This is a genomic window from Chitinophaga sp. 10T418, from assembly GCF_056394125.1.
The window spans coordinates 535,003-548,990 of sequence record NZ_JBFTHG010000003.1 but is presented as its reverse complement, the minus strand read 5'-3'; the positions used below and the strand labels follow the sequence as shown (position 1 = coordinate 548,990).

At 43.6% G+C, this 13,988-nt stretch carries 11 protein-coding genes; 6 read left to right on the top strand and 5 right to left on the bottom strand.

From position 1 onward, the window contains the following. Positions 1-81: 81 nt before the first annotated feature. Both AC1DCV_RS10350 and AC1DCV_RS10345 read right to left on the bottom strand, forming a co-directional pair. Positions 82-2,199: a M48 family metallopeptidase gene (locus AC1DCV_RS10350; RefSeq protein ID WP_477023113.1), complete on the bottom strand. Its 2,118-nt coding sequence runs from the start codon at positions 2,197-2,199 to the stop codon at positions 82-84. A 539-nt stretch (positions 2,200-2,738) separates the two neighbouring features. Then, a complete protein-coding gene (locus tag AC1DCV_RS10345) occupies positions 2,739-3,905 on the bottom strand; it encodes a hypothetical protein (RefSeq protein ID WP_477023112.1) in 1,167 nt (388 codons plus the stop codon). Positions 3,906-3,968: 63 nt separating this feature from the next. Here AC1DCV_RS10345 and AC1DCV_RS10340 point away from each other — a divergent pair, with 63 nt between their 5' ends. Together AC1DCV_RS10340 and AC1DCV_RS10335 are read left to right on the top strand one after the other, a co-directional pair. Next, the gene (locus AC1DCV_RS10340) at positions 3,969-4,586 is read left to right on the top strand and encodes a hypothetical protein (protein WP_477023111.1); all 618 of its coding nucleotides are present in this window, start codon (positions 3,969-3,971) and stop codon (positions 4,584-4,586) included. An 18-nt stretch (positions 4,587-4,604) separates the two neighbouring features. Further along, positions 4,605-5,111 carry a GNAT family N-acetyltransferase gene (locus tag AC1DCV_RS10335; RefSeq protein ID WP_477023110.1) on the top strand — a complete coding sequence of 169 codons (507 nt, stop codon included), beginning with the start codon at positions 4,605-4,607 and terminating at the stop codon, positions 5,109-5,111. Positions 5,112-5,239: 128 nt separating this feature from the next. Here the strand turns inward: AC1DCV_RS10335 and AC1DCV_RS10330 are convergent, their stop codons facing one another. Next, positions 5,240-6,721, bottom strand: a complete 1,482-nt coding sequence (locus tag AC1DCV_RS10330; protein WP_477023109.1) for a DUF6600 domain-containing protein — start codon at positions 6,719-6,721, stop codon at positions 5,240-5,242. Positions 6,722-7,055: 334 nt separating this feature from the next. Here AC1DCV_RS10330 and pnuC point away from each other — a divergent pair, with 334 nt between their 5' ends. Next, positions 7,056-7,709, top strand: a complete 654-nt coding sequence (gene pnuC / locus AC1DCV_RS10325) for a nicotinamide riboside transporter PnuC (protein WP_477023108.1) — start codon at positions 7,056-7,058, stop codon at positions 7,707-7,709. A 23-nt stretch (positions 7,710-7,732) separates the two neighbouring features. Beyond that, positions 7,733-8,608: a DUF4349 domain-containing protein gene (locus AC1DCV_RS10320; protein ID WP_477023107.1), complete on the top strand. Its 876-nt coding sequence runs from the start codon at positions 7,733-7,735 to the stop codon at positions 8,606-8,608. Between the two features lie 34 nt (positions 8,609-8,642). On the opposite strand, the gene AC1DCV_RS10315 is transcribed toward AC1DCV_RS10320, so the two are convergent. Next, complete coding sequence (locus AC1DCV_RS10315) at positions 8,643-9,869, bottom strand: purple acid phosphatase family protein (protein ID WP_477023106.1); 1,227 nt, start codon at positions 9,867-9,869, stop codon at positions 8,643-8,645. A gap of 342 nt (positions 9,870-10,211) precedes the next feature. On the opposite strand from AC1DCV_RS10315, the gene atpD reads away from it, so the two are divergent. Both atpD and atpC read left to right on the top strand, forming a co-directional pair. Then, a complete protein-coding gene (atpD, locus tag AC1DCV_RS10310) occupies positions 10,212-11,714 on the top strand; it encodes a F0F1 ATP synthase subunit beta (RefSeq protein ID WP_441573555.1) in 1,503 nt (500 codons plus the stop codon). 8 nt (positions 11,715-11,722) lie between these two features. Then, positions 11,723-12,031: an ATP synthase F1 subunit epsilon gene (atpC, locus tag AC1DCV_RS10305; RefSeq protein WP_441573556.1), complete on the top strand. Its 309-nt coding sequence runs from the start codon at positions 11,723-11,725 to the stop codon at positions 12,029-12,031. Between the two features lie 502 nt (positions 12,032-12,533). Here the strand turns inward: atpC and AC1DCV_RS10300 are convergent. Next, complete coding sequence (locus AC1DCV_RS10300) at positions 12,534-13,091, bottom strand: YqgE/AlgH family protein (RefSeq protein ID WP_477023105.1); 558 nt, start codon at positions 13,089-13,091, stop codon at positions 12,534-12,536. Positions 13,092-13,988: the final 897 nt, after the last annotated feature.

Genomic DNA, 13,988 nt, shown 5'->3' with positions numbered 1-13,988 from the left:
CTACGCTTTCGCGAGCGCCGAAAATACGCACAAATTCAGTAAGAGAAAAATGCACAGCAGGAACGGCGCTCTGACAGGGTGTTATTCCCCTGATTCTAACGTTAAAATAAATTCCAGGTAGGCCTTTTTTAATAATATGATTCCATTATTATAATGTTCCATCATGGCAGAACTGATTTCATGCAGCTCCTGGATAGCTACATAATCGGGTATCATATCTTCCATAAAGGTACAGTCCTGCTGCCGGAATTTTTTGAGCTTCTCGTTCAATCCTTCCGGAAAGGAACTATAGAGGGGAGAGTTACTGATGTTTTCTGTCATCATGCGGAAACTCCAGCATTCGGCAGATAACTCATCAAAAAGTGCCGGCATCGACTCCATGTCATGTTCGCCTGTATTAAAGAGGAGGCTGATGCAATGTATAATCCGTATCACCTGGTCATTCAGCTGATGGCCGGTTTGCTGATATTGTAATATCTGAAGGTATTTCTCTTTTAGCAGCTGGGCAGCAGCTGGATTTTTTAGATGTGCAATGGTGTAGTGATAACGAAATGCTTTCTGGTCATGTGTCTGGAGCCATTCCTGTTCGGCAGATACTTTTTCTGATAGCATCCGTGCCAGTTGTCTGGCACGTGCAGCACTGTATTTCTGTCCGTCAAATTCAAAATAGCGGGTCTGAAACTGCCCACTACTGATGGCCTGGAGGGTTTCAGCATCCTGGCGGTCACGGTAAAATGTCCGCATCCTCACGATGATATCCGGATGATATATCGTTTTAATACCACAATTTTCGATTTCTTCCGGTGGCAGCAAGTGGGTATATCCTTCGGTCATTTCATTGAATGGCCGGTTGTCATAATAATCATTAAATACCTTGGGATATTCATATAGGCGGTGACGTTGAGCCAGTTCCTCAATATAACTGGCCGGGCTGATTTCGGTGAATGTTTCCGCAGAAGGGAGAACGGTGAAATTATATACCAGCGCAGTCATTTGCTCCTGCAAGCGTTCCGGTTCTCTAAATAAACCCCAGGCACTGTTGCTGATTTGCCTGCATGATACATTCGCCTGCAGGTAATGCGCCTCCCGGTCTTCTCTTGTAAGATGGGATGTCCATTGCTCCCGTAACTGTACCCTGCTTTTCAGGAACGTTTGAAAATAATTGTCTGTAATAACAGGTAGTCCGGCGCTGTCAAGTGCCAGGTGATTCTGGGCAGCATAGTAATGAATGAGCGCGCGTTGTACCCTGAAAATATTGGAAAACCGAACCGCTTTTTCTGCGAGGTCAGGCAGTTTGTGAAAACAGTGATCCAGACAGTAGCTGCCCATTTCTAACCGGCGTAAGCCGCTCACGGCGGTTTCTGTACTGGTAAGGCCCACTGCCACCGTATCAGTATAAAATTCCATTTCCCGGCTTAAAGTGAGGTACTGCCTGTTAATCAGGGAATATATTTTCCTCAGCACTAATTGCATGATATTCAGGATCCGGGTAGTGATATGGGCAAAAAAACTTAACAGACTTCCACCATTGCTCCATCGTACTTCCATTTCCTCCCACCGCTCATTTTCGTACAGCATATTATACAACGTCTTATTCAAGGTGTATATATAGCTGCCCAGCTTCATACTTCGTTGTGAGAAATGTGTGAATTCATGTGCCAGTAGCATTTTAAGTTCGCTGATATTCACACTATTGACAAGCCCCAACCCAATCTCCAGGTTTTTACGGGTAGGCCAGAACAAACTTAAAAAGCTGGAATTGTGAAAAACAGTGGCATTCATGTCGGGGACTACAAATATTTTCTTTGGGAAACGTATGCGCGTGTCTTTTACCAGTTGGGTAATGAAGTCGAATAAATCAGGGTGGTTATCGGCAAAAATCTGGGTACGATATGGGTTAACTGCAGGACGTTTATTAAAAAGAAACTTAACAAGGAAAAACAATACCATCCCTCCCAGTAACACAAGACTAAGTCCTATGATGCCGGAAATCCAGGTAGGATAAGTGCGGAATAGTATTATACCTCCTGATACAAAGGTCACCGCCAGGGCCACCGCTGTGAGCAATAATACCACGTAAAGAATAAAGAACAAGACAACGCAGCTGATGGCTTTCATTATCTGTTGCCTAAATAATAACGTGGGCTGAACGAGTGCCAGATCCGCGTTCTCCGGGCACTCAGGATATAAGTTGGTCATAACATCAGGTTAGATACGATCGTAACAGCAAAAGGGATTTAAATGTATATAATATTCAGTAACTTCTTTGCTACTCTGAGGCTATCGGATATTTATATGGGTTGCTGAGCAGCGCTCCTGATTTGGCTTTTATGGGACATTTTAAATGTATATACTTTATAATAATATATTAATTGCCACATGGTCAATAGTTTTTTTGAGGACAAGTTACAGAAAGGTGTTTCTTTATTGCGAACGACAGTTATTGAGTAAAAATTGTCCTAACGACATTTTTTCCACTGCATGCTAACGGCATTTTCTCATTGTTTACCCTCGGAAATAACGGCCGGTAAAGGCATCAGACTTATTTACGAAGATCAGATACTGATAAAAATTACAGCAGGCAGTGTTGAAGGAGTTTACCGGAATAACAATTACCGCTTTCATGCGTTACGATGTGTGCGACCTTTCCTGCATAACCGGATGCATTCCCGAAGCAGCCGATCAGTGACAATATCCGGATGCAGGAGCTACACAACGCCAGCATCCGGATCACTTCATTACCCCACCATTGGGTGCCTTTTATATGGAATAGTACGGTCGAATAAATAGCGGTAGGTAGTCAGCTGTCTGGAAGGAACTGCACCAAGATTTTCTGCTACATTTTGCATTCTCGGGTTAAAGTCGCCGATCCACTGCATTTCATAATCTACATAATGTGCCATATCAGTCTGGATAAGCTTAGCGCCTTCTACAATCATATAGGCATCTATCCCTTTTCCCTGGAATTCCGGTATAATACCGAATATAATCCCTACCATTTTTTTGCAATAGCCGGTTTGTTTGAGCCACAGGAACTTCAGTTTTTGCAGGAGCCCAAATTTTCCATTCATATGCTTAATATACTGATTGAGATCCGGAAGGTTGAGCCAGATAGCAATAGGTTGCTCATGATGATACACAAACCAGGCGATCTTTTCATCCAGTAATGGCTTCATTTGCTTAAAAAGGGCGAGTGCCTGTGCCTTTCCCATTTCCTTGCCGCCTCCATGCTGTGCCCAGGCTTTGTTATATACTATACTGAAAGCTTCTGCAAATTTCGGCAGCTCATTTTTCCGGAGATGAATCGCCTTGTAAGCAGGATCTGCTGCGATATGAGCATGGCGTTCAAAAAACTTAGGTTGTAACTGATCACTTACCTTCATTCCAAAGCAGATCTGGTTAAAGAAAAGCTGGAACCCGTATTGCTCAAATAAACGGATGTAATAAGGCGGGTTGAAATTCATGCAGTAAATGGGTTCATGAAATCCCTGTGTAAGCAACCCCCACCAGTTATTGCGCTCGCCAAAGTTGATGGGACCATCCATAGCTCCCATACCTCTTTCCTGAAGCCATTGTTTGGCAGTGTCAAAAAGTAAGTTGGCTGCCTCCTGGTTATCGATACAGTCAAAGAATCCAACACCTCCCACCGGACATTCGTCCCCTTTGTTTTTATACTTCTTATTTACAAAAGCTGCGATCCTGCCAATGGACCTGCCATTATCATCTTTTAAAATCCATCTGATAATTTCTCCATGACGGAATGCCTTGTTTTTTTCTGGATCAAATACTACGTTTATATCCTTATCCAGCGGCCTTATCCATCCAGGTACATCTTTGTTTAATATTACATGCACATCGAGAAACTGCCGGGCTGTTAGTTCATCGTTTACAATAATCAGTTGCATTGAGACCATTTGTACAAATGTAATAAAAACTGCATTGGCATTATTTTTTCTCTCTTCCAACACATGAAAAGAACTTACGTTTATCCCGCCATACTGTTGCTGCTGGTAGTTGTATTCGGCCTTGGCTATTGCCAGCAACAGCGGCACGTACGCAAGGTATTGTCTGAAAACCAGCGCCTGTGGAACGAAAACCGCGATTTACGCAAAAGCCTGGATCAATTCGGGGCGGTAAACCAGCAAATTACCACCCACCAGGAAGTGCAGCAAAGAACAGCCGGACAGTTTATTGAACGGAGGGCTTATTATCGTCGCAACTGGCAACAGTTTATCGCAGTAACAGCCGGAGACTACCGCACCGGATTACTGGGAGGCATCAAGGACCTGAACATCACCGTAAATAATCAAACGGAATACGCGTTGGATAATGTGGTGGTGAAAGTGGAGTACATGCGGAATAACAATGAAATTTTTAAAACTGAACAATATACCATCAGCAATATTCCGGAGAAGGGAACACGTAGTATTGCCGCTTCCAACAGCCGCAAAGGGAGCAAGGTAAATGTGAAACTGATGAGTATTACCAGTCAGCCAATGAATTTTTGCTGGTCCGTTACCAAACCCACTCCTCCCGGAAATCCGGATCCTTTTGAATGCGTACCGTCTGCTAAGGATAATCAGTAACTTAGTTAAATGATTGATATGATACCCGTTGCCATTGCAGATGAAGCAATAAAGGATTTGTATGAAGAAGCTTTTCCTAAAGCAGAAAAACGCCCCTGGGATTGGCAGCTGGAGCTAATTGCTGCCGGTAAGATCCAGCTACTGCGTATCGTGAAGGAAAAAAAATACTTTGCCGGGTTTGTGTTTTACTGGAAATTGCCAGCGTTTAATTTTGTTGAGCACTTTGCCATTCATGCAGATGCACGTGGAGGAGGCGCTGGGACACAGGTAATGCAATTATTGGAAACAAAGTTAGCTACGATTGTGTTGGAAGTAGAGCCTCCTGCCACAGAACAGGCTATACGCAGAATTAAATTTTATGAGCGGCTGGGCTATCAAACGTTTCCGGACACCTATGAGCAGCCATCCTATTACCCGGAATTTGGTCCACTTACCCTGTGCCTGATGTATAAAGGATTTCCCCCGGCCGCAGCCAATTTTCAGCAGGTAAAAGATCAACTCTATAAGTACGTTTATACAAAATAAAAAAGTACGAATGAAATGCCAGACTAAGGTGATGTCATCTCACTAAACATCATTTATTCCTGGTTATCATTCGTACTTTTTTTCTATTATGGAGGTCAATGCTTATGCAGCATTAACGCCTGTTGTTATCATCCTTCGCGTGGTACGCGTTGACTCTGACCTTGTGGTTGCTCCTGTCTCTGCGGCTGTTCCTGTCTCTGTGGCTGTTGTCTCTGCGGTTGTTGCTGCGGCTGTTCTCTCTGTACACGTTGCTGTTGTTGTTGCTGTTGTTGTTGTCTCTGCTGCTGTTGCTGTTGTTCCCTTTGTACACGTTGCTGCTGCTGTTGTTGCTGTTGTTGTGCCCTTTCCTGTTGTTGCTGTTGCTGTTGCTGCTGTTGTTGTACCCGCTGTATACGTTGCTGATCCTGCTGTTGTTGTTGCTGTTGTCTCTGTTGCTGCTGTTGCTGTTGTATCCTTTGTTGTTGCTGCTGCTGTTGTTGTACCCGCTGTATACGCTGCTGTTCCTGCTGTTGTTGTTGCTGTTGTCTCTGCTGCTGTTGCTGTTGATCATTTGTCCTGTCTGGTATAACCCTGGATGGTCTGTTATAATCCCCGGGGGTATTATTTCCTGGCTGTGTGGCACTACCCGGAGTTACTCTTCCGCCGCCATTGTTATTGGCAGGAAAACTACCATTGTTTACCGGTTGATTTGTTTCACGGCCCGGAACAACCCTGCCTCCATTATTGGAAGGGACGTTGCCTGTATTGTTATTACCGGTATTACCTGGTGTTACACGGGTAGGACGGCTGTTATCTATTGATTGTACCGGCCTTGTACGATCAGCTTCACGGCCTCTCTGAATGGCGGCAGCATCCGGACGATAAATTTGTAAACGGTTGTTGTCAACCCTTCCCGTACCAGGTCTGCTCATGTTTTCCACTCTTACAGGTCTCACCGCCTGACCGGAATAACGTTGCACATCGTTCGCGTTAGGTCCTGAATATACTCTGTTACCACGGTAATTATTGGTGTTGTTGATAATAGTTGTGTTGTTAATAATCGTCACATTCCGGCTGTTATTAACGTAGTAGTTATTTATACGCGGACTGTTGATATACTGTCTTGGCACAAACGCCCAATAATTAGCGGGTGCATTATAAGAATACTGTGGTCCCATTGGCGCCCATCCATAGTAGTCGCCACCAGTTCTCCAGCTTACCCATGCCGGACCCCAGTCATTGCCTGGTACCCACATCCAGCCCTGGAAATCATCAAATAACCAACGGCCGTAGTGGAAAGCAGCCCAACCCCATGAATAATCAGACATCCAGGTCCAGCCATAGTCTGTATAAACCCAGTGCCCATTAGAATAATAAGGTCTGAAATCGCGGCCGGCATTAGGTATCCATACCTGGTCATATCCGGGATAGCTTACCCAGCGGCCATAAGGGCTCAACTCATCATAAAATGAAATGGAACCGCTTATTTGTACCTGCGGGCCAGATCCATAAGAAGAGCCGTATTGATCATATTGATCATTGGAAACAGGTGCATAAGTAGATGCACAGCTGCCCAAAAAGAATGATATAAGTAACAGGGATACTCCTGTGTGTTTCATTAATCTGTTCATAACTCCTGTTTTTTAGTCCTGATAGGTTGTTTTATAGTAGACCCTGGAGATGTAATGAATGTTGTTGCGCGTAAAATTGTTTTATCTCAACAAGCATTTTTTTAATGGTTTCGAGTACTGTATAGATGGCGGCATCGTGTTTAAATGTTAAAGGAATTTGTTAAAATTTTTATAACGCTTCATGCTGCAGTTCACGCGCTATATACCTTGTATGACAAAAATGGTTCCAAAATAATATTCCGCTGTAATAGCTTGTCATACAGTGTTTAACGAAACACTTATGGGAATAATAAAACATTACTGTAATATTGTGGCAGCTGATTTAATTTATAAGATGGCCTCATTTTTTAGTATTCATCATATCTTTTTTACCGCATTAGGATATTCGGTTAGTTACATAGAGTTTGTTGGCACCTTAACAGGGTTGTTATGTGTTTGGCTGGCAGCCCGGGACCATATTTTTACCTGGCCGGTAGGATTGATAAATGTGAGCTGTTTCTTTATTCTTTTCTGGCAACTACAGTTGTATGCAGACATGTTTCTGCAGATATACTTCTTTGCCACCGGCGTTTACGGCTGGCTTTTCTGGTATAGAAAACAACCCGAGAATGAGCCGATATACGCTTTGGGAAACCGGCAACGATGGCTGCTGGGAGGAGCTGCTATCCTGCTTTCCGGGGTAACGGGTTTCATCATCAGCCGCTTGCATACCTGGTGGCCCGGCGTATTTGAACATCCGGCTGCTTATCCTTATACCGATTCACTGGTGGCCGTTTTAAGCGTATTTGCCAATATTCTGCTAGCGAAAAGAATCTGGGAAAACTGGCTGCTGTGGGTATTGGTAGATGTGGTTGCCACTATTATTTATTTTCAGAAAGGCGTCAAATTCCTCGGAATAGAATATTTCATCTTGCTCATCATCGCTACACTGGGGTTGATTAAATGGGTGAAAGCCTATCGGCAGCAATCCCTACCCGCTAAACCATAACAAAATTCATAACACCATCACCTATGTTCACTACTAAGCAAAAAATCAGGCGTATAGCCGTTGTGTTTATCTCCATTTTTGTTGTAATGTTTCTTTTCAGAATTCTTTATGGCTATACCTACAAAGGATTTCAGTATGAGGAGACAGGAAACAATAGTTTTTTGTCTGGTATTGAAAAACAGCGGAAGAATTATGCATCTGAAAAAGGGAAAGCGTATGGTCCTTCAAACGCAGGTCCTGCCAGTGTTACGGGTAATCAGAAATATGAAAAAGTAGCGAATGTACGATCTAAGTCATCGCATTTTACGGAAGATGAAAAACTACTTCACAGCACCATTAATAAGTTCGATGCAACTGTGCAGTACCAGCAGGAGTCCGGTAATAAAGGCAACCGTGAAATCCAGTTACTGATTGGTGTTTTGCCGGAGAAGTTCGATTCCTTTTATCATGCAGCGCAGGAAATAGGTGTTATTAAATCCACAGAAATTACCAAGACGGATAAAACGAATGAATACCGCAAACTCAATGCGAAGAAGGTGTCATTAGAGCAATCGCTGGCTTCTTTGAACGAACTGAAGAAAAAAGACGGACATATTGAAGATTTCATCAGCCTGCATAACCGGATTTATGAAGTGGAAACGGAATTGCAGGGACTGGGTGTGGAATTAGGGAACTTTGATTCGGAGAATGAATTCTGCACGGTGCAATTTTCGATGTATGAAGGAGCAGCCCAGAAATCAGTTGGAGGGGTAACCCGTGTGAAAGTAGCGCTGGAGTGGACGATTAAGTACTATGCGGTACTGGTGGCCAGCATTTTTATTGCGGCAGCTGCTGCCTGGATTTTGCTGAAACTATTGCAGCTGGCTAATGCAATGATGGCCGCCAATAAAAAAGAGTAAAAAATGCCGGAGCCACTGCTCCGGCATCCGGTACTTACACCGTGTATTCACCCACTTTAGTGCCATCGTCTTTCAGCATGGTGAGGACCAGGTGTTGCTGATCGGCTTTTATTTTTATGAGGGTCCTTGAACCATCTCTGGGGCCACCACCAATAATCAGCGGATATTCATGCTGTCCTTTGGCAGGGGCATATACGCCATATTGGTGTGTATGTCCACAAATGAGGATGTCAATTTTATGTTTGTTGAATAGTCCGCCAAACAGCTCCCGGCAATGTTTCACGCCATGCCATTCGCCCGAATGGTAATGAGGAATGTGCATCATGACTACTTTATGCTTTGCCTTTTTGAAGGCAGGACTTTGCAGCTGTTGTTCCAGCCAATGGGCCTGCTGTACCCTGTAGGCGTCAAAGTCAACGATGCCTGCATATACCGGGTGTTCATCTTCTTTGTCTTCTCCCGTATCCAGCACAATGGCGGATACAGGTCCTATTGTAAAAGTGAAATAGTTGCCATGGCCGGGGTTATCAAAATACTGATGCCATTCCCGGGCGTATTTGCCGCGGGTTTCATGGTTGCCGCGCACATACATAAAAGGCGTTTGGGTAGAAAAAGTATTGCCGCAGGGAGTAAGCAAATGGTCGATGATCTGTTGTTCATCGGCCTGGTAGTCAAATACATCTCCGTTAAAAAAAACAAAGTCATAGGGATCGCTGCCGTTCAGGCCCACCAGGTGTGGGATAGACTCGGGGCGGTCGTGAATATCGTTGATAATGACCCAGGACACTTCCTTTGCCTGCGGATCGGGTGCAGTGAAGGTGTAGGTATCGCTGCTGATGATATCGCCGTAGGTGAGTTTATATGGCTCAAAGGACACGATGTCTTTTGAGTAAACTTTATAGCTGTATTTTTTTCCGGGCTGGAGGTGATCCAGTTCAATACGGTGCAGGCGGTTATTGGCGTCTACCAGTCCGTTGGTAACGGTATGGGCTTTCTGGTTTAGCTGGCCATCTGTGCCATATTCCACCCAGCTGTAGCAGGGGCGTGAGGTAAGCCACATCACAGAAATGGTGTGTGGGCCGGGGTATTGGAGATAAGGTTTGCAAAGGAAAGCATGATCGGGGGCGGCTACTTTTTTGTTGTTTGCCAGGATACCGGCTTTGGCGGCGGCGGGTACTATTCCGGTGATGCCCAATAATCCTGCTTTAGAGAGATTGCCGAGGAATGACCTTCGGGATTGTTCACTGTTTGTCTTTTTCATATTTATATATTGTATATATCAGGATCGGGCCTAAAAATAGTAAAGGAATTAAGAAAAGGAAGCTATTTTTATATGGATGGCTGCCTCCCTTTAATGGTTATTTATAAATATTGATTATTTATAATTTGATAGACTGCGCTTTGCATTGCTGGCGGCTAAAAGTTTATTAATGATAAAAACGGTGAAAAATGCGGMGGGAAAAGGTTTTTTTTCGTCGTTAGCGTTTTGATTTTCACCCATTAACTCTTACCTTTGCGGCAAATTTTGGAAACTGTATGCAATGAATTGCTGCCGTTTTTGGAACAGTAACATTTTAGTATTTTTATAAACCTCTTTAAAAATATGCCTAACACAGGTAAGATCAAACAAATTATCGGTCCCGTGGTGGACGTGCATTTTGATGACAAATTGCCCGAAATCTACAGCGCATTGGAAATTACCCGCGAAAATGGTCAGAAGGTAGTATTGGAAGTACAACAGCACCTGGGTGAAGACAGTGTACGTACAGTGGCAATGGACTCCACCGACGGTATGGTTCGTGGCATGACTGTAGTTGATAAAGGCGCGCCTATTAAAATGCCAATTGGCGACCAGGTTAAAGGACGTTTGTTCAATGTGGTAGGTGAGGCGATTGACGGTTTGGGTGATATTGATGCGTCAAACGGTTATCCTATTCACCGTGATCCGCCAAAATTTGAGGATCTGGCTACTGAAACAGAAGTACTGTTCACTGGTATTAAAGTAATTGACCTGATTGAGCCATACGCTAAGGGTGGTAAAATTGGTTTGTTCGGTGGTGCCGGTGTGGGTAAAACTGTATTGATCCAGGAGTTGATCAACAACATTGCAAAAGGTTACGAAGGTTTATCCGTATTCGCCGGTGTAGGTGAGCGTACCCGTGAAGGGAACGATCTGATGCGTGAAATGATCGAAGCAAACATCGTAAAATACGGTGATAAATTTAAAGAATCAATGGAACACGGTGACTGGGATGTTACCGCTGTAGATAAAGAATTACTGAAACAATCACAGGCTACGTTTGTGTTTGGTCAGATGAACGAACCTCCCGGAGCTCGTGCCCGTGTGGCATTGTCCGGTTTAACACTGGCAGAATATTTCCGTGATGGAGATGGTTCTGCAGGTAGTGGTAAGGACATCCTGTTCTTCGTAGATAACATCTTCCGTTTCACCCAGGCAGGTTCTGAAGTATCCGCACTGTTAGGTCGTATGCCTTCAGCGGTGGGTTACCAGCCAACACTGGCTACTGAAATGGGTCTGATGCAGGAACGTATCACTTCCACTAAAAATGGTTCCATCACTTCCGTACAGGCGGTTTACGTACCTGCGGATGACTTGACGGATCCGGCTCCGGCAACAACTTTCTCTCACCTGGATGCTACCACGGTACTGGATCGTAAGATCTCCGATCTTGGTATCTACCCTGCTGTGAGCCCGCTGGAATCAACTTCCCGTATCCTGTCTCCGGCTATCGTGGGTGAAGCTCACTATAACTGTGCACAGCGCGTGAAAATGATCCTGCAACGCTACAAGGAACTGCAGGATATCATCGCCATCCTCGGTCTGGATGAATTGAGCGACGAAGATAAACTGACAGTATCCCGTGCACGTCGTGTACAACGTTTCCTGTCACAGCCTTTCCACGTGGCAGAACAGTTTACCGGTCTGAAAGGTGTACTCGTACCTATCGAAGAAACTATCCGTGGTTTTAACATGATCATGGACGGTGAAGTAGATGAGTATCCTGAAGCAGCTTTCAACCTTGTAGGTAACATCGAAGCAGCTATTGAAAAAGGTAAGAAATTACTGGAATCAGCGAATAACTAATTAAGTCAATGATCCCGGTTTTGCCGGGATCATTACCCTTCACCATTTACGATCATAACATGCTATTAGAAGTATTAACACCAGAAAGAAAATTATATGCCGGAGAAGTGTACGGAGTACAACTGCCGGGCATTGACGGTTCTTTTGAAATACTGGATAAACATGCGCCATTAATTGCAGCTCTCGGAAATGGTAAAATGAAAGTGCTGACAGATAAAACCCGTGCAGAGTTTTTTACTATCAGTGGTGGATTCGTGGAAGTGTTGCGCAATAAGGCTACCGTACTCGTAGAAGGCGCTGTAGCAGTGGAGAAATAAGCATACCAGCAAAACATTATAATAACCAGGCCGGGTAAGATTACCCGGCCTTCGTTTTTGTCCTAACTATTCCAATCTTAGATGACCCGGTTATGAACAGGACTGTTCACCAGGATTTCCTCTCTATTCATCTATATACAATACGTTACCTGAACGACTATACGAGATAGCCGCAGTTACATACTGTACATCAATAGACAGTCCTTATCAAGGGCTGAGTATATTACCTAATGAATATGCCTTTGACGATAAATGATTAGTATTCAGGTAAAATTCTGGTATCGGTCTATAGAAGAAGCAAAATATTTCATAGGTTTTGCCTTCATAGGTGTATTCTTATCGGTTATTTACTTACCTGAAAACGGGTTATGTAATTGGTAATAATTAGCAATTACGTTAGCAAGATATTTAATTTGTTTTAAATAAACAGCATTCCTTCTGTTCATTTTTCACTTTAAACGGCGGCCTCCACCGATGTCGTTCTTTTTCAGAATATTACCACTTAATTTAAGGAAGGATCAATTGGATAATTTGCCATCATGGCAAAGGTGCTGCCCAGGTTTTTGAGCGATTGCTGCCATATTTGCTGCTCTTTGGCATCAAATACCAGCGTTGCATCTGTTTGAGAAAGGATCCACGATTTCTCTTTCACTTCTTCCTCCAGCTGCCCTTCCGTCCACCCGGAATACCCGATGAAGAACTTTACCTTATCAGGGTCCAGTAAGCCTTTATTGAGCGCATCTACCACGTTATCGAACTTTCCGCCCCAGTAGATACCAGGGAGTATTTCCAGTCCACCGCTAATCAGCTCCGGCTGCCGGTGAATAAAATGTATGGTGTCCATCTGTACTGGTCCTCCATAATACACAGGCACATTGCCAATCAGCACTTCAGGAACGAGGTCACTGAGCGACTGGTCAAATAACTTATTGATTACGAAACCAAAACTGCCTTTTTCCTGGTATTCACAGAGTAATACTACCGTTCGCGCAAAATTTGGATCTTTCAGAAATGGATCAGCTATCAGCAAAATGCCGGGCGACAAAGTTACCATAGACATACAATTTTATAGCCTCTTCAAATTTAATTAAATGATTGAATAGTAAAGGAAAAAAGAAAGAGAAAGGAGATCAGGTTGAAAACCCGGAGGATAGTCATAAAGTTTAAGCATAAAGTTTAGTCAATCTATAAAGGAAGAATGCTACATACCTAAGCCTGCCAGCTAACCGTAGGTCTGTATCATGGGCATTTTAGAAGGAATTCTATCTTCGTTGTCTTTTTAAGACAGTGCATTAAGAACCTCCATCATTATAGTTAGCATTACCTGCAAAAGTGCTTTGTCACTATGTAGGCTATGCCGATACTATGCCTGAGACAGGCTAGGTACCCATAGGATCACTGCAGCAGAGGTGGACTTGATGTGGACTTGAGGTGGACTTGATGCGGGGATGTACAACTGAATCAGAAGGTCGAAATCAGCCATAGTAGCGCTATTATAGCGGGCTGTAGCTGTGAAAAAAGAAATACCGTTCAAAGGAAGCAGGTATAAAAGGTTTTATTCACCAAAATATCTCCGGGGAGGGCAAGGTGACTTTATTCCAATTGAATGACAGATGGATATGTGAGGGGGATTTGAGAATGGCAAACGAAGGCCGAATGGCATTTAAGAATATGGAAAAAAAGATGTTCTCGAGGTTTTCAAGTTGATCCGGGAAAGGAGAGATAGGAAAAATAAAAAAAGGAGGCTAGAAAACCTCCTTACCATTTTATCAACCAAAATCTAAATCGCTTATGGAACGAATCCACATCGATGTATGTAGAAAGTTTAATTACTTTGTTATGATCTTGAACTAATCAAATTTAGTACCAAGATTCTGAAGCAAAGGTAAGGAAAGAAGCATTAATAAAATCAGCAGTGGCCAGTTAAAATTACGTTAAAGTAATGTTGTATTGCTGT

Bases quoted from the DNA above. Each gene is read 5' to 3' on its own strand.
- AC1DCV_RS10350 (WP_477023113.1), bottom strand. From the start codon at position 2,199: ATGACCAACTTATATCCTGAGTGCCCGGAGAACGCGGATCTGGCACTC.
- AC1DCV_RS10345 (WP_477023112.1), bottom strand. From the start codon at position 3,905: ATGCAACTGATTATTGTAAACGATGAACTAACAGCCCGGCAGTTTCTC.
- AC1DCV_RS10340 (WP_477023111.1), top strand. From the start codon at position 3,969: ATGAAAAGAACTTACGTTTATCCCGCCATACTGTTGCTGCTGGTAGTT.
- AC1DCV_RS10335 (WP_477023110.1), top strand. From the start codon at position 4,605: ATGATACCCGTTGCCATTGCAGATGAAGCAATAAAGGATTTGTATGAA.
- AC1DCV_RS10330 (WP_477023109.1), bottom strand. From the start codon at position 6,721: ATGAACAGATTAATGAAACACACAGGAGTATCCCTGTTACTTATATCA.
- pnuC (WP_477023108.1), top strand. From the start codon at position 7,056: ATGGCCTCATTTTTTAGTATTCATCATATCTTTTTTACCGCATTAGGA.
- AC1DCV_RS10320 (WP_477023107.1), top strand. From the start codon at position 7,733: ATGTTCACTACTAAGCAAAAAATCAGGCGTATAGCCGTTGTGTTTATC.
- AC1DCV_RS10315 (WP_477023106.1), bottom strand. From the start codon at position 9,869: ATGAAAAAGACAAACAGTGAACAATCCCGAAGGTCATTCCTCGGCAAT.
- atpD (WP_441573555.1), top strand. From the start codon at position 10,212: ATGCCTAACACAGGTAAGATCAAACAAATTATCGGTCCCGTGGTGGAC.
- atpC (WP_441573556.1), top strand. From the start codon at position 11,723: ATGATCCCGGTTTTGCCGGGATCATTACCCTTCACCATTTACGATCAT.
- AC1DCV_RS10300 (WP_477023105.1), bottom strand. From the start codon at position 13,091: ATGTCTATGGTAACTTTGTCGCCCGGCATTTTGCTGATAGCTGATCCA.